This is a genomic window from Pseudoalteromonas rubra, from assembly GCF_005887115.1.
GTDB lineage: Bacteria > Pseudomonadota > Gammaproteobacteria > Enterobacterales > Alteromonadaceae > Pseudoalteromonas > Pseudoalteromonas rubra_F.
The window spans coordinates 464125-481225 of sequence record NZ_PNCJ01000005.1; the positions used below are offsets into that span (position 1 = coordinate 464125).

The window sequence follows — 17101 nt, forward strand, 5'->3', positions numbered from 1 at the left end:
CTCAATTCATTTAATAAACCGCGCAAACGTCACTAAACTCTCGTCCGCGATAATGGTTTCGTAATCTGTGTTGCGGGCGACCAGCAGGTATCTGACTTCGCCCTGTTCGTTATATTCTTTTTGCACGTCGCGCAGTAAAAACTGGGCGTCGCCCGATCCGTCAAATCGTTCAATGGCGATGGTGGTGCCTGTGATTGAACCGGCGTTGTCGCTGCTAATGCGTTCCAGTAGCAGTAAATCACCGTCCAGAATAGGATTTTTGCCGCCGTTCATTGAGTTGCCGCTGGCGTGAGCCAGAAAGTGTCTGTCCGGGTCTACCCTGCCAGCACGTTCAGGTGCCGGACGCCATGTCATGTCGCTGTCGTCACCGGTTTTAAAGTGGCCGCAGGCAATTTTCAGATTGGGGAAATACGGCAGCTTAACCACATTGTTGCTGTCGGGTTCGCTTTGCTGCACTGGTATGTCGGGCTCTTTTTCGTCAGAGGCTTGTTCCAGCTCTGGGCTTGCTGCTTGCAGCTCTGAAATACGCTTGTTTTCAATGCGCTGGGTATATTCAGCTAGTCTGAGTTCAATAAGCTCTGCAACACAGTCGGCCAGCTTGTCGATATCCTGCTCAGGGAGCTGGCCAGAGTGTACGTTCGCGACCAACCGTGCGGCTTGCAGATCTTCGCCGTTTTTTTCGACCTTAAACCAGGTTATACCTTGTTTGGCTTTTTTGAGTCCGGTAAAGGCTTCTATCGGGTTGCCAAGCCAGTAGCTGAACCAGGCATGGCTGTCTGGTTCCAGCGTTCTTTTGGGTTCTGGCAGGTCATGTGCTTTAAGGTGTGGGTAGCGTGCTAGAATTGCTGCGCTGACTTTGGCCAGTTCGCTCAGGGTTGGGGCAGCTCTGAAACCATCGAGCCGTATAAACGCTTGCAGCAAAATGGCCTTAAAGCATTTGGTCATACTGGTTTGCTGTACGGCATTAAACAGAAAGTCTGCGTATGGCGCTAACCAGTCTGCGTTAATTTCGTCTCCGATATCGGCCAGCATCGCAAACCAGCTACCATGTTGTTTATTGACTTTTTTCAGGTCGCCGTAGTGGCGATAGAACTCGCTTGCACTTGGGTTATGCCCAAGCAGCTGTGCCAGATGCTCATAATCTTCCAGTGCTGTGGTGCGTTGTATTTTGGCCAGTTGCTGCCAGAAATCGGTGATCTCTAGGTCAAAATTGATGAAGCACCCTTCGGGCAATTTGGGAGCTTTCAGTGCTTGTGTCACGCCCTTTGCGCCTTGCGCGTTAAGCAACGCCGCCGGCTTATTTAAAAAGCTATGGTGGTTACCGATAAAATCCAGCACGGTAAGGTGGGTTTTGCCTTCACAAGTACGCAATCCCCGACCAAGCTGCTGTAAAAATAGAATCTTGGAATCGCTGGGCCGCAGCATCAGTACAGTATCAATGCTGGGTAAGTCGGTGCCTTCGTTAAATAAGTCCACTGAGAATAAAATCTCAACCTGCCCTTGCTCAAGCTGCTTTAGCGCATCATTACGGCGTACCTGAGTGTCGCTGTGTACGGCCAGCGCCTTTACACCAGCATCATTAAAGTACCCGGCCATATGCTCGGCATGGCGTTTAGAAATGCAAAATGCCAGCGTGCGTTGTTGCTTGCGCGCTTGCCATTCTTTTAATGCATGTGCCGCCCGTTTACTGGTGGCAAACTGATTTTCCAGTGCATCCGGATCGAACCGGCCGTTGCACCAGGGAATTGCGGTGTAATCAACGTCTTGATCCCAAATACCATAATATTGAAATGGCACCAGCGTACCATTATCGATCCCCTGAGTGAGGTTGCGTTCAAACACCAGGTTGTTGTCGCACAGTCCAAGTATATCGGCCTGATCGGTACGCTCCGGCGTGGCGGTTAAACCCAACAGGAACTGTGGGGTAAAGTAGTTGAGTAATGCGCGGTAGACCCGGGCACTTGCGTGGTGAAATTCATCCACCACGATATAGTCAAAATGTTCCGGCGCGAAGCGCTGCAAATGACGCGCTTGCCCTAACGTCTGGACTGAGGCAAAAAGGCAATCGGCGTTCGAGTCTTTCTGTTTACCCGTGTATAGCCCGGTTTTGCATTGCAATAATCGCGCGAAGGTGCGCTGGGCCTGAGTCAGGATCTCCTCGCGATGAGCCACAAACAAAATACGCTTTGCATGCATTTGTTGCGCATCAAATACCGAAAGCCAGGTTTTACCCATACCCGTTGCGAGCACCATCAGGCCCCGTTTAAAGCCCTGGCGGCGCGTTTCTGCCAGCGCATCCAGTGCCAGCTGTTGGTCAGCGCGCGGTGTTACGGGCTCTGCATCGCTGTCGTCTTCCGATTCACCGGCGACAATAAACTGCGGCGCTTTTCGTCTTTGTATATAGGTATCAATCCAGCTATGGCTGAGTGTTTTCACCTTGTTATGAGCAAACAGCTCAGCAAATGCCCGGCGAATATGATTGAATTCGCAGGCGCCCTTGCTGCCTGGCGGATGGGTATAGTCATGGCGAAAACACCACTCCAACCCTGTGGTCAGTGCGCTTTTGCTAATATTGTTTGAGCCGATAAAGGCGCAGCCTGCTGCAATTTCAGTACTATTTTGCTGGGTTTTAACAAAAATGTACGACTTCATATGAAAGCTATGGTGTTTGTCACTTTCATAAATGCGAATATCAGCGCCACGCTCAACCAGTGTCATTAGTTCGCGTAATGCCACTGGACTGGTGATGTCGAGATAATCAGAAGTAAGCAGTTTGAGCTGCGCGCCACTGCGCAGTGCCTCAAGCAGAGGATCGAATAACAACGAAAGCCCACTTGGCTGGATAAAAGAGACTGTGATTTCAATTTCGTCGGCATGGTTAATGGCATGCACGAGTTTTGGCAATAAGGGATCGGTGCCACCCGTCGTCAGCTGACGCGTGCTATTTTGCAATACGGTGTTCTGACTAAAACTATTCACCACTCACCCTTTCCAACAGCGCATTAAGCCAGCGTTCGTGTTCGCGGCCGGGGCGTTGGTCGCCTGTTTGCCAGGTTTTGCTGGCTTTAAGGCCGGTGTTTTGGGCTAGTAAGGCGTTCAGGCTTTGCTCTGTGAGGTCGGTGAATGCACGGCCGTCCGCGGTGCGTTCGCCTTCGCCGTATTTAAATGAGATATAGATGATGCCGTTTGGTTTGAGTGCGTTTTGCAGGCGCTGGAATACGTCTGGCAGCTGCGCCTTTGGCACATGCAGCAGGCTGGCGCAGCACCAGATGGCGTCATAGGTATTGGTTGCTCTGAGTTCATCAAAGCTGAAGCAGCCGACGGGTTGTTCCAGGTGGAAGCTGGCGATGTTAGCAAGCTCAGCGCAAGCGTCGAAAGCATCGACCCGGTAGCCGAGGTTTTTAAACGCCAGTGCGTCGCGGCCGGAGCCGCAGCCTGCATCGAGGATTTTGCCGCCTTTGGGTATGGCGGGTAAAAACTCGTCGTACAGAGGCTGCATGTTCACTGCAAAAGTTGCCTCGGCAAAGCTGACGGCATTGCGGCTGTAATATTCTAATGTGGAGTCTGACATCACTCACCCGTTTACTCTGTGGTGCAGCCGGTAAGGAGGTGATGCATGGGACAGGTTTGGTGCCAGAGTGTTCTGTGGCTCCTTTCCTGTTGTTCGGCGGTTACAACTTCCTTTGCGCGACACTTTAAAACTGTTCTTGTTGTGTGCCTGCCCTTTTTTATACGATTACGAGTTAGACAATAACCAGAGCAACCATCATTTGGTGCAGACGCATAAATAATTTACAACACTTTTGTCTGATTGAGTAGCTTTTTGTCCGCTATCGTTAGCGATTTTAAAACAATTGCTCAACTTTTGATTAAAAATTGGATTGCGAGTGCTAAGCGGCTGAGTATCTAAGGATTTAATAATTCTTCGATTAACTTTTCAGGATAACTTAAGAGGGATCCCAGCTCAATTACAGCGGATTACAGCATGTTAGATGGATGGTTCCCGGCTCGTTGGCCGGAATGACGATGGTGCCTTTATGGCGTATATGGGCCCCTGCACGCTAACACATGGTTGCCGTAAAATTTATACTCCCCGAATGGGGGTAATACGAAGTACCTATTTTGGTATTTTGGGCGTTTACAATCATTAGATAAAGTGCAAAAGTGTCCTCGGTGACATAACAACACGGAAACCATTATGAAACTGAATCTACGATCAAAAAAACTAAAATCTTTGTCTACTAACCGTGACCTTAACACGAAAGCGACGCCCCTCGTCCAGGGCGGCTTTGTCGGGTCTCCAAACCAAGGCGATCTGCCAGATACGCACCCCAACGTTACGACTTGTATAGACCCCAACAAATCATAACTCAGTTTAACTTCGAGTTCATCAGGCACACATGTTGTGCCTGATGTATCAACCACTTTCCCTTATACCGACCTGTCTGTTTCCTGCTCAATCTCAGTGGACTGCTGCTTTACATATTGCTGAGGTGACAAGTTAAACTCAGATTTAAAACAACTGCTGAAGTAAGCCGGCGATGAAAAACCGACCTGATATGCTACGTCGGTGACGAGTACGCCAGTTCTCAGCTTTAAACAAGCCTGCTGTAAACGATACTTTCTTAGCAATGCGTTGGGCGACAGCCCGGTAAGACTTCGGGCTTTTCGCTGTAATTGCCGTGTACTCAAAAAAACATGTCCGGCCATGCGTTCAGTGTCAAATTCAGGGTCCTGGTAATTCTGTGCTATCGCCTGATGGATCTTATCAATAAATGGCGTACGTTTTTCATCTGTAGTAGCCCCGGTGATTTGCTCGTTATGCAAGATTTGGTGCTGAAACACGCGCGCCAGTTTCTTTCGCCCCTTAATTAGATTTTCTATTCGATACCGTAATACATCGATATCGAAAGGCTTACCCATATAATCATCCGCTTCAGCTTCAAATCCCAAAATACGGCTGGCGTCATCCTCTTTAGCGGTCAATAAAATAACGGGTATGTGGCTGGTCGACTCATCTTGTTTAACCTCCCTCAGCATCTCAAGCCCGGTCATGTTCGGCATCATCACATCGCTCAGAATTAGATCCGGCAGTTCAGACCTTACTAATGCTAAACCCAACTCTCCATCCGTGGCCACCATGCAATCAAACCAGGTGGATAATGATTCACGCAGTACCATTCTAAGCTCGGGGTTATCCTCTGCGATCAATATGCGAGGCAGCGAATACCCGGGCTTGCGGGTTTGTTTCTGCTCTGATGGTGTGTGAGACTGCGGCTTTGAAACGCTTTCTTCTGCCTCAGTCTTATCCATCTCAACACTATGAAATATCGGAATATGTAGTGTAAAGCAACATCCCTTATGAGGTTCACTTTCCAATGTGATTTTACCGCTACATTTGGTGACCAATTGATGAACAACAGATAAGCCAATTCCTTCACCACTAATCTCTTTATGCTCTCCCCTTACATAACGCTTGAACACCTCGCTCTGTAGCGCAGCCGATATACCCGGCCCGGAATTAGTAACTGTGATTTTCAAAATATTGCTACACTGGTGGGCTGAGATTGCAATGACACCGCCCACTGGCGTGTACTTAACCGCATTAGAGAGTAAGTTTGTTACTACCTGCTCAAAGTCTGCCTCATTAAGCAGCACTTCCTGATTAGCCAGAGAGTCATTCACGGTGACCTGAATCTGTTTTTCATGTGCCAGCAACTCAAACGCTCTAATTTGCTTAATCAGTACATTTTTTGCGGTGAAGTGGTGATTTTCTACCGTTGACAGGTCGTCTTTCCTGGCATAACGGATCAAATTATCTATTAACTTTTCGAGTCGCTGGGCTTGAGAAAAAGCTGCCTGCCAGGTCCGGTTATCTGAATTAGAGTTTTGTTTTAGCATGCTTTTTATAGGTAGCATGATGACCGATAAGGGAGTGCGCAATTCATGTGAAATATTACCAAATAGCTGGTTTTTACTTTCCATGAGTGTGGCAATCTGGGCACGTTTTTGTTCAATTTCCTGCGTGCGCGTTACCACCAGCTTTTCCAGCCGCTGATTTTGGCGCTTCAGCTGGTGTGTCCTTAATACATGGCTTAGCGCTATCAGTATAACAAGACACACGACATAAAATGCGAACGCCCACCCCGTTAAGTAATAAGGTGTGGCAATCTCAAACTTAAAACGCGCTTGTGTCCAGCCACTTGAAATGGCTCTGCTGCGTATTACAAATTCATATTGCCCGGGAGGCAGGTTGGTATAAGTAGCGCTTCGCTCCGTTTGATCTACTTCGCTCCATTCGTTATCGAACCCCACTAACTGGTAGCGATAGTACACATCTATATCCGGATCGCGTTTGATGTTAACAAACTCAAACTTAATATTCCTTTGTGTACTGTCAAACTGTGTACCGGGAGAAATGGTGTATTCAGCGCTCTCTTCATCCAGGTAGACTGGGTAGCTATCTCCTTGCACAATCACACGATTAATGTGCACCCCATAGGGTGCAATGGCTGACGTGTTTTCAAGTTCAGCAAAACCATTCACCCCACCGATATACAAAGTGCCTGTGGACGACTCTGCTATACTGCCGTAGGTCTTTATGCCGATATTCAAGCGTTTCTGGGGAATAGAAAACGTAACCTGCCTGGTTTGCAAGCTCACTTTGTAAAGGTTGGACATGTCCATCAGCCAGATATAACCCGCCCGGTCCTGGTAAGCAAAGAAAAATGCCAGGTCCGGATAAACTCCGTTCAGGTCGATCTGTTGTGTCTGCCCTGTTGTCAGACTATGCAGCAGCAAACCATAAGAAGTCGCAGCCCAAAGCTGACCATCGTTTTCTATCGAGGCGTCGTATACAACAAATCTCTTGTTGGTTTTCTCTATCTGAAATTGAATTTTACGCGCACTAAATTGCCCCAGGAGGTAGGTATCAAACCCACATGCCAGGACCGTGTCATTGGGACCTTTTTTTAGATTTTTAAAGTGACCAGGCTGAAAAGAGAGTATCTGGTTATGCTCAGGGTCATACTCAGCGACGCCACGGTATGTCAGCAACCAGAGATGACCATTTGAAGTTTGCTCAATGTCTGTAATTTGGCTGCCCATGACCGCAACCTCTAATGGGACCTGTATTTTTTGTGTGGTTTTTTGTTGCCTGTTGTAGCGATACAGACTAGAAGCCGAGCTAAACCAAAGCATGTTGTCTTTATCAGAGAAAACACTGTAAAACTTTCGATCCGGCAGCTCAGGGTCTATCGACACCGGTTGCCCCCGCGCTGCATTAGCGGCTCTAAAATACACTGTATGTTGACTAATAAACCACAGGTTTTCCTGGTTATCGACGAGCACGCTTTTAACCATGGGCATAGTCGTGGTTTTGGTCAACGATTTTACATTGCCGTTGCTCAGCTGAGGTAGAGGTTGCTCTACTTCAAATATCCCTCTGTTGCTCGATAGCCACACAGCCCCCTGCTCATCAAACACACTGTTCGCAAGGAACATTTGCCTCATTCGACCGTCTGCGTAATAACTATTTACACTGTCTATTTTGTTGTTGGCCCCCAAGGCAAACAGCTCGGAATCCGTCATAATATAGGTCGCATGAAGCCCCCTGTGCACAGATTTGATTGCTCTGTGATCAACAAACTCAAACTGCTTTAATGGCTGTCTGCTTGTCTCTGACAGGTCTAACAAATAAAAACCGTGTTCAGACACCACGTACATCGTATTCGCTTCACCAGAAATCACGATTCTGGCACCTGCCAGCTCTGTGCTTTGCCAGATTTTGACAAATGCTCCCGAGACTTTATCCAGGCTGTATACTTCCCCTTCAGTGGATACAAACAAAGGGGTATCCCGATAGAACGTAATACCAAAGCGAAGATTGTGCTTTACTCGGGAACTTGGGAAATCATATAAGCGGAACCTGTCATCATCGGCAGAGAAACGGACAATACGCCCATCATCTCCGGCCAACCAAAAGAAGCCTTGCTGATCCTGATGAAGAGCAACGGGGCGGAAGGTGTGACTGTTTATATTCCTGACGGCACTAAAGCTATCCCTGAACAGCATCTGATGACCGTCTTTACCATGGTGTAACTCATCAAGATAGGAATTAAATTTGTCTTCTTTGCTGCAGTACAAGTAAAGTCCATTGCCTGTTAGCAGCCATCTCCTGCCCTGGGCATCTTCCACTACTTTTCTTGCTTGCGGGTAAGGATAAAAAACAGACTGATAACCATCAAACCTGAGCACCCCAGAGATACCGCTCACCCATAAATAGCCACGGCTGTCTTGTGATACCGAATTGATCAACGTGACCATATCCAATTTATCTATATTGACTGGATGTAACCTGAGCTTGTCATCGGTGTTTTCCTGTGCAAACACATGACAGTGTATTAAAAGTACAAGGCTAATTGCGAGAATCCATTTGAGCATCAGTGCCTGTGCGTCCCAGCGGTAAAATGCGTAAATACTTTCTATAACCTTTAACAGGTACAGTCAACTGAAATGTTAAGAAATTGACAATATATTTATCTAATTGCTCAATTTATTTTTAATTTGCACAATAATCACCCACTTCCAATTTGACTCCGAACCAATTGAAAAATGTAACAATATGAATTTAAAGCTAATAATTAGACATGTCGCTTTTCCAGGGTAAGGTGTCGCTTTTTTCATAACGTATAAACCACAAAACTCACTAGCTTAACGGTGCAGGCCCAACAATGGAGCCTGCACGACAACAAGAAGCACACAGGAGTTTATATGGACTACTCAGGTAACAGAACTGGCCAAACGGAAGCATTTTCACTTTACCCGGAAACGGCAATCACTAGCGCACTAAGCAGATTCTCTGAACCGCTGGGCATGGATCAGTTTCTGATAGTTGGTGTGAATGGTACAGAGCCTACTTTCAGATACCTTTCAACTTGCTCAGAGCAGTTTTTGCATGCTTATTTTACTGAGGGGCACTGTTTCTCTGACGAACTGATGCATTATTGCCAACATACGCTGGCCCCGAGATACTGGTGCACTGACGACTATATGCGCGCATCGCTTGCGCCGCAGAGCCTGGGCAACCTCCTGCAAAAAGAAAAAATAAGTGGAGGGGTTGTCATACCCGTGCATTACAACAGCGCCATAGTGTTTGTGAACTACTTTTCATCTCAGAGCTCTGAAAAAATAGAATTCCTTTACAAACAACACGGTACACTATTGAGTGACATTACCCTCACGCTGGTACCAAGAATACTCAACGAATGCCCGGACTATTTATTTATGCGCCCATCACTTACGCCAAAAAGTAGTGAGTGTTTATTGTATATGGCTAAAGGCATGACCAACCCAGAAATATCCGAGCTAATGCAGGTATCAAAGGATAGAGTCAAAGAACTCGTGAGCCAGATCCTGATTCAACTTGGCGCAGCAAACAGAACAGAAGCGGTATTAAAAGCAAAACAAAGCCTGCTCATCCCCTAAACCCATAGTGAGAGCTCAAGGATTGGTTTCTCGCTCACGTTTATCTGCCTAAAGGCTTTATTGCGAAGTGTAATAAAACCGAAGCAAGGTGCCTTCGCGTTTAGTGCGCAGACTACTCTGTGCATGCCTGACATACCACTCCCTGACCGGGGGGAGATAAAAAAGCAATTAGCCTTCACCGACAACCCCACATACAGGTAGTGGATTGAATTAGGAAAACCCCGTTATAACAAGGACAACCTATGAAAATGGAGCGTATATTATGAGCTACAATTCCCTGTTAATCTCTGCTGTTTTACTGGCAGGAAGCACATATGTACATGCTGCTACTGCAGTTTATAGTGACGTAGATGGCTCCGGACGCATTCACATGCGGGTATGGAAATACACATTGAATAGCACAAGCAGCAACCACACAGCCAAACTCACTGTTCCGGGTGACTGGGTGGCAGTAGGTGGAGGTGTTGATTTAAAGATAAGTCGCTCTGTCCTGATTACTGCATCGTATCCAGACACAGCAACACAACAGTCATGGATTGTTTCTACACAAGCTGATAAAAGCACTTCAGATCATGAGCTTACAGCCTATGCTATTGGTATAAAGATAGAGGGTATTTCTCGCGGTGATATACGCAAACACAATATTATTAAATCATGGTGCGGTAATGGTGAGGCTAAAAATGCCAGTGCAGGCAATGCATCTTCCATTACCATCCCAAATATTGGCTACCTTATGATAAGCGGCGGCGCTAAGTCTGCTCCAAAAGCAGGGCATAAATTTGGTCCTGTGTATTCTTCTGCGCCAAAAGGCTGGGATCAGTGGACTGCGGCCAGCAAAAAGCTAAAGGATAGCAATAATCACCCGCTTACCAGTTGTGTTGTGGGTATTCGTAAGGACCTCGCAAACGCGCAGTTAGGCCACAATCTTGGCTCTATTGATACTCTCCACCGAATGAGTGCAGTTAATAAGTTAGCGAGCTCCAGAATCGAGTCTGAAGTATTTATGGAAAATGACTATATTCTGACCGGCATTGGTGCAAAACTCACTGCTAGCAAAAAGAAAGAGGTAGAACCGAATGTGCTACTATACAGCCTCGCACCTAAAAAGTTTGGTAAAAGCGCCAAAGTCGTCGCCAAGGCAAAAGAGTACTTATACCCTGCAGGTGCTTTTCTAAGTAGTTATGCCATTGGCATTAAACTAATTGAGCAATAAGCATACTTGAGGCGGGACGCGATACATGACCTGGTTCAATGTTTAAGAAAGGCACATCCAGTGTGCCTTGATACAAGTACTCTCATTACAGTCGTTTCACTCTGACCACCTTTTCAGGCTACCCTGATCAGAGACTGTAGCTAATTACCATGTTTCATCCGTTTATACGGAATTGATAAAAATCACTAGCACAGTGTCATCTGACAATCAACGCGTGAAGTCATCCTACTTGGAATAACACAGAGCAACTCCACCAAGCTGGTTGCATGACGACAAAGGTTCGATTAGCAAGCTGACAGTATTCCCTTAGACCGTCCCGAAAGATTAACCAATAAATAAGAATAAAATATGGATACGCGCAATTCTTTTGAGCCGTCAACAACTTTGATTGTGCTCAGGGGCCAGAATACGAACTGTGTCCGCCTTATACCAGTTTCACTTAATACCTGCTCAATTTGACGGAGCAAATATGACGCGAACTGTATTAAAACTTTCTCATTTAGAACAGCTAAATAACAAAATTTTTTCCTGGTTATCGAACATATTTTCTCGCCTCAAACCAGAACACATAATTAAGTAAATTGGTATTATTTCGATTCGAACCACAAAAAACATCAGCAGACATTTGTGCATTCCACATTGAATTCCATCAGTTGTATCTGGGGGTTTTGTCCAAAGTACAAAATGAACATGTAAAAGGTGCACTTGTAGAGGCGTAAATTAATTACCTATTACTTGCATCCTGTTTTATGGCTTTGTTGTGATGTTTTTTTATGTTGTAAGGCCCCTTTACAGTATCTTTGTCGCACTATACTGCTAGCTGATGTTACCACTCTGACTGAAGAGCGTCTTTTGACGTGGTTATCGGTAGATTGTTCTTATTAATACCAATTGGTAGCCAATCATTTGCCAGTCTGGGCCTGGAAAAAGAAAGAAACAAAAATAAATCGAAGGAGAGTATAAAGGTTGGGGTTTGCTGAAACTAAAAACGCCTCGTCAAATCGACAAGGCGTATTAAAGTACTAGCACCTATGTCAGGTGCTTATCTAACACTTATACTGGCACACCGTCACATGTAGCACCCAGGCCACACGAGTATTGCCAGTCATAAGTATGACGATCACACCCTTCCAGGTAGCGTGTTGGCGTATTATCGATGATTGGGCCTGTACCACCTGCAACTGCTGGTGTTGCATTTTGCTTAAGCGTTGCGCTTTGTGACAGGTTCTTCATTTTTGTTTTTTTAAGAGTCAGTTTCATTTTAATTATCCTTAAATTTATATTTTTCAAACAGCTATAATTAGACGTCTATCGAACGCTTATACTGGCACACCGTCACATGTAGCGCCCAGGCCACACGAGTATTGCCAGTCATAAGTATGACGATCACACCCTTCCAGGTAGCGTGTTGGCGTATTGTCGATGATTGGGCCTGTACCACCTGCAACTGCTGGTGTTGCATTTTGCTTAAGCGTTGCGCTTTGTGACAGGTTCTTCATTTTTGTTTTTTTAAGAGCTAGTTTCATTTTAATTATCCTTAAATTTATATTTTTCAAACAGCTATAATTAGACGTTCATCAAACGCTTATACTGGTACACCGTCACACGTATCGCCCAGGCCACACGAGTATTGCCAGTCATAAGTATGACGATCACACCCTTCCAGGTAGCGTGTTGGCGTATTGTCGATGATTGGGCCTGTACCACCTGCAACTGCTGGTGTTGCATTTTGCTTAAGCGTTGCGCTTTGTGACAGGTTCTTCATTTTTGACTTTTTAAGCGTTAGTTTCATTATTATTATCCTTTATTTTTATTTTATAAGTCTAAAGTCAATTTATTATTAGTTGAAGACTAATTTATACCGGTTCGCGATTACAGGTTGCACCAACGCCACAAGAATATTGCCAGTCAATAGTAAATTGAGGGCACGTTCTGAGGTATTTAGTAGGTGTGTTATCAATTGTCGGAACTGCGCCACCTGCGACTGCTGGAGTTGCGTCCATTTGCAGTTGTGCATTATTTGAAAGGTTCTTAATGTTTGATTTTTTAAGTGCTAATTTCATTACAATATCCTTTTAATTTTGAGCCTATATTGGGCTCGGATTAAAACTAACTTTTTGCTTACCAACTTGTCAATAGGTTCTATAAAAATTTACCATAATTGGTCAATCATTCTGCAACTAGTGCTTGTTTAGTGGCTCACCTGACTTTGCCGAACTCATATGGTGCGAACTCATTGGCTCGCCGGGCTTGATGGCGCTTTTAGAGCGCTCGGGCTGAGGCAATGTCGTCTCCTCGGCCATCACTAAATTTGAGGTATCTTGCCCTAATGCCGGGGCCGGCCCACTTAAGCTACTTTCGGTATTAAGGATTAAGGGTAAGCCATCTTTTCCGCTGCCAATAACCACGACTTTACTGTTATTTGATTTCGCCAGCTCAATCGTGGCTTCAATACCTCGCCACCTCAGGTAAGTTTCTGAAATACCACCAGCAACCGTTTCCTGAAAGTCGGCTATCCCCTGCGCTTCGGTTTTCTTCCGTAGCGCTTCTTTCTTAGCGACTTCAAGACGCATCGCATACTCTTCGTTTAGATAGCTCTGATTAACTTTAGAGATGATAGCTTCATGAACCTTATCCGGCACATCCACTCTTTTTATTAGCATATCGTCCAGATTTACGAGTGTATGACCATCTTTGAGTTTTCCACTTTGCTCTAAAATGGTTTCTTCCTGAAGGTGCAGTTCGTGTAATACTTCCTGTAGTAGCTCTTTTTGCACTTTTATCCTCTGATGGCTGTATACCTGCTCAGCGCGATAGCGTGATACTATCATGCGTACTGCTGAAGCCACTTCGGGCAATACCATTTCTTCAAGATATTTTGGCCCAACGAGTTGATGCAGATAGGGGACATGATTGATAACAGGCCGATATCTCACGGTGACATTTAATGTGATCCTCAATCCTTCATTGGTAATTGCATCAATGTTCTCGTGTGCGGTCTGAAAACGCCCGTTATAAATAATCAGCTTATCCCAGGGCATAACCAGCACAGTACCCTCACTAAAATGCTGATCAAGGTAGGTCCCCCCCCCGAAGCGCTTCCACAATACAGCCACCTCACCCGAATCTACCCTGACAAAGATGAAAGGCACCAGTGCCACAATTAAGAATAAACAGATCAGTAAGGTTAGGCCAGCCCTAAACCGCCAGGATAATATACGTTTACGCCATGCGGGTTTGTAGCGTCTAAGGCCTCGCATTACCAGATTGGCAATAAGGATCAGCAGGCAAATACCCGCCAGTGCCATCAACATCAAATCGGGTGGTAAGATTATGTTCATGACGGCACTCCATCAGTTTCTACTTCATGATGTTCCATTAGTTGTCCTTCTACCATCTTCAAATGTACGTCCGCCAAATGGAAATAGGCGTCGTCATGCGTAATTGCGATTACCGTATTACCTCGAGCTTTTAACCTGGGCAGCACTTGTTCATAGAATTTCTTTCTGAATATCGGGTCCTGATCCGCTGCCCACTCATCAAAAATATAGATGGGTCGGTTTTCCAATATGGTGCTCAGTAACGCCAGGCGTTTTCTTTGCCCGGAAGAAAGCTCTATGGTGCTAAACTCGCCATCTACAACACTGACCTTGGTGTTCATTTCTAAAAAGGCCAGCCACTCGTCAATTTCGTCCTGTGCGGTTGCGCGTATGCCATATAGCTGCTTGAACAGGTGGAAATCTGCAAAGACCGATGTAAATATGCTGCGGAAACTCTCTCGTTCAGCGTCGCTGACTGCCTGACCATCGAGGAAAATCTGACCAGCCTGAAGTTCATATAAACCAGTTAGCATGCGGATAAATGTGGTTTTACCGCTACCATTGCCGCCGGTGATAAAGGTGATTTGCCCTTTTTTCACCGTTAGATCAACGGGCCCAACAAAGAAGGGTCTGTCACCTGGCTTGCGATTGTGCTGATAATAAGCCCCCTCCAGCCGCAGCTCGTCGAAGGTGTCAATTTGGGTTACCTGATGATTGCGTCGTGCAACTGATTCTGCTTGCTCCTGCTTAAGGTCAGCTTCAAGCGCCAGCACGTTTTGTGCCGCCTCCGTTGCTGTGGTGAAGATTGGAATACCGCCCACAATACTGGTGATCGGGCCGATTAAAAACAGCGATGCGGTGGTGACTTTTATCACCACTTCCGGATAAACATCGGATAACACGGGAACAAAAAACACCATAGCGCCGGTCGCGGCAAAAAAAGTAATTTGTGATAATACAAAGTCGGTGGCAAATAAGGTTTTGGTGACGGTTTGTGCGCGTCGGGCTTTGCCTGAGGACATAGCAAACTCATGCTCCAGATCCTCTGCCCTTGGTGTGCTCAGTTTTACTTCCTTGAAACCGTCAAGCAGGTCTGACAAGCGCTGGATCAGCTGATTTTCGCTCTGAAACGCTTGTTGCATATTGCGCTGGATCTCATCAGATCTGAAACGGTGAATGAAACCGCCCATGGTAATCAATACGCCAAGTACCAGAAACGCTGCAACTGAATGATATGCAATATATAAAGACGTAAAAAACACTAAGCTTATAGACTGGCCGATGATCACAAACAGCTGCGCAGAGTGAGAAATGGTCTGCAACTCTTTACTGAGGGTGTTAAAAATGCGTTCTTTACCAATTTTCTCCAAAGTTGAGAGCTCGGTATGCCGTACAGATTCAAATAACTCAACACGCAGCTTGTCGATGGCTTTTTCAACCATTTTTGCAGCCTTGGTCATGACCCTTTGTTGTGTCAATCCGTAGATCAGTACAGTCAGCGTGAACAGAACCAGGTAGTAAAAAATAAAGTTTTCTTTGTGGATATCAGAAATATTTTCTGCCACGTTGTTGATGAGAGCAAGCACCAGTGCATTCGCCAGGCCAGAGATACAACCGAGTAATACAAAGGTCCTTTTCTTAATTTTAATGTTTCGACTTATTAAATCGTATAATACCATTTTTATTGTCTTTTCATTGTTTTACCAATGGCCTGAAAGTCCGCCATTGGTCAGAATACTGAGCGCTACGACGCAGCAAAAACTGCAATCCTTGTTATCTTTTCTTGAGGATCTGCTTCCTCTGTTTTTTTAGCTTGCCTGTTTTTCAATCACAATCAAGTAATGACTGCAGGGCAATGCGATTACGCTTTACTACTCTTCCTCTACTTCTTTTGGTTCTACCAGGCGTGATTGCGCCAGTAACAGCACTAATAAACTGACTAAAGGTGTAAAGAACAGGCCAATTAAAAAGAACCCCACCGGACCTGCAAACGTGTTACGCCCCCAGTAGCCAGAAAGTACACATAACACCAGATACAAAGTAACTAACATTTTTTGCTCCTATGAACTGCTTTGCAGCTCGGTTTAACAAACGAAAATAAACCAACAGTAAACTGCTGGTTTATTTAAGATTTAGCGTCTCAACTACACTGCAGCTTGATTCTCTTGAGTGCTGTTGCCTTTATCTTTACGATACTTTGCTGCAATTTCAGAGATGTCTCCCTTAATACTTGCCAGATTCAGATCTAGCAAAGTACCGCCATTTTCAAAGTGTCGAATGAATGTGGAGCCGACTGCATTTGTAGAAGCAGCAGATACCACAGGCATAAATGCGATTGCGCTAAGTGTGCCAATGATTGGTACTGACTTTAAGAAACTACTTAGTCCAGCACCGCCCAAAGATTGTGGGAATGAGCCGCCAATCACCGCACTAACCGTACCGCGGATTTTATTGTCGCTGTATGACTGGCCGTAAACCTTGGCGATCTCGCTGATCATCTTGATTTGCACCCCAGTTAACGCCACCAAATCAATCGCAGGTACTGGAATAAGACCGGTACCGAAAGACCATTTGGTGTATTTATCGACAATAATGCGCGCTACGGCTTCGCGATTCTCAGCTTCAACACTGACTGTATCCTGCTTTGCAGCAGCTTCAGCAGCAGTTGTTGCCTTGTCATCCTTCGCTGTTTTTGTCGCTGTCATGTTTTTTCCTCTATGATTGGAATTGTACCAACGTCATTAAAAACTCAGTTGGCATAAACAGTTGTTAAACCCACCAAGTCAGGTAAAGACTAGACCCTAACTTGCCCTTTTTCACTTTCCATGTCCTAAAACACAGCAAGTAAATGCTTAAAAACGCAGTGGATAAGCCGTTACAATGCTTAAACTCACCGCGAGTATATTCTTCGTTTCTACCAGGCTCGGTGCTGCCTAATGATGTACTGCTCAAACACACCTGCATCAGAGCCCGTCATCCTGATTTGGCGTCCATGCTCCAAACCCCGTCATCTACCCAACAACCACGTTGTCTGTCAGTAGATCCCGCATCAAGTGCGGGATGACAACGCAGTTGTTGTTTA

13 protein-coding genes are annotated in these 17101 nt (G+C 45.7%); 2 read left to right on the forward strand and 11 right to left on the reverse strand.

Annotation, left to right across the window (positions count from 1 at the left end; genetic code table 11):
• Positions 1–6: 6 nt before the first annotated feature.
• From CWB98_RS02865 to CWB98_RS02875, 3 genes are all read right to left on the reverse strand, one after another.
• Positions 7–2979: a DEAD/DEAH box helicase family protein gene (locus CWB98_RS02865; RefSeq protein ID WP_138543453.1), complete on the reverse strand. Its 2973-nt coding sequence runs from the start codon at positions 2977–2979 to the stop codon at positions 7–9.
• Positions 2972–3571, reverse strand: coding sequence for a class I SAM-dependent methyltransferase (locus CWB98_RS02870; protein ID WP_138543454.1), 600 nt, complete (start codon positions 3569–3571; stop codon positions 2972–2974). Before CWB98_RS02870 ends, CWB98_RS02865 begins: the two co-directional genes overlap by 8 nt.
• Before the next feature lie 860 nt (positions 3572–4431).
• Entirely contained in the window at positions 4432–8442 is a 4011-nt protein-coding gene (locus tag CWB98_RS02875) for a hybrid sensor histidine kinase/response regulator transcription factor (RefSeq protein ID WP_138543455.1), read from the reverse strand.
• Between the two features lie 330 nt (positions 8443–8772).
• Here CWB98_RS02875 and CWB98_RS02880 point away from each other — a divergent pair, with 330 nt between their 5' ends.
• Both CWB98_RS02880 and CWB98_RS02885 read left to right on the forward strand, forming a co-directional pair.
• Positions 8773–9486, forward strand: a complete 714-nt coding sequence (locus CWB98_RS02880) for a response regulator transcription factor (RefSeq protein WP_138543456.1) — start codon at positions 8773–8775, stop codon at positions 9484–9486.
• Positions 9487–9748: 262 nt separating this feature from the next.
• The gene (locus tag CWB98_RS02885; protein WP_138543457.1) at positions 9749–10699 is read left to right on the forward strand and encodes a hypothetical protein; all 951 of its coding nucleotides are present in this window, start codon (positions 9749–9751) and stop codon (positions 10697–10699) included.
• Positions 10700–11752: 1053 nt separating this feature from the next.
• On the opposite strand, the gene CWB98_RS02890 is transcribed toward CWB98_RS02885, so the two are convergent.
• The 8 genes from CWB98_RS02890 to CWB98_RS02925 form a co-directional block, all read right to left on the reverse strand.
• A complete protein-coding gene (locus CWB98_RS02890) occupies positions 11753–11959 on the reverse strand; it encodes a hypothetical protein (RefSeq protein ID WP_138543458.1) in 207 nt (68 codons plus the stop codon).
• A gap of 59 nt (positions 11960–12018) precedes the next feature.
• Positions 12019–12225 (reverse strand): hypothetical protein, encoded by a 207-nt coding sequence (locus CWB98_RS02895; protein WP_138543459.1) that lies wholly within the window; start codon positions 12223–12225, stop codon positions 12019–12021.
• 59 nt (positions 12226–12284) lie between these two features.
• Positions 12285–12491 (reverse strand): hypothetical protein, encoded by a 207-nt coding sequence (locus CWB98_RS02900; protein ID WP_138543460.1) that lies wholly within the window; start codon positions 12489–12491, stop codon positions 12285–12287.
• A gap of 64 nt (positions 12492–12555) precedes the next feature.
• Positions 12556–12762: a hypothetical protein gene (locus CWB98_RS02905; protein WP_138543461.1), complete on the reverse strand. Its 207-nt coding sequence runs from the start codon at positions 12760–12762 to the stop codon at positions 12556–12558.
• Between the two features lie 117 nt (positions 12763–12879).
• Positions 12880–14040 carry a prohibitin family protein gene (locus CWB98_RS02910; protein ID WP_138543462.1) on the reverse strand — a complete coding sequence of 387 codons (1161 nt, stop codon included), beginning with the start codon at positions 14038–14040 and terminating at the stop codon, positions 12880–12882.
• Entirely contained in the window at positions 14037–15698 is a 1662-nt protein-coding gene (locus CWB98_RS02915) for a cyclic peptide export ABC transporter (RefSeq protein WP_138543463.1), read from the reverse strand. The genes CWB98_RS02910 and CWB98_RS02915 overlap by 4 nt, the downstream gene beginning before the upstream one ends.
• 192 nt (positions 15699–15890) lie before the next feature.
• A complete protein-coding gene (locus CWB98_RS02920) occupies positions 15891–16070 on the reverse strand; it encodes a hypothetical protein (RefSeq protein ID WP_054017216.1) in 180 nt (59 codons plus the stop codon).
• 93 nt (positions 16071–16163) lie between these two features.
• The gene (locus CWB98_RS02925; RefSeq protein WP_138543464.1) at positions 16164–16724 is read right to left on the reverse strand and encodes a YcjF family protein; all 561 of its coding nucleotides are present in this window, start codon (positions 16722–16724) and stop codon (positions 16164–16166) included.
• Between the last annotated feature and the right edge of the window lie 377 nt (positions 16725–17101).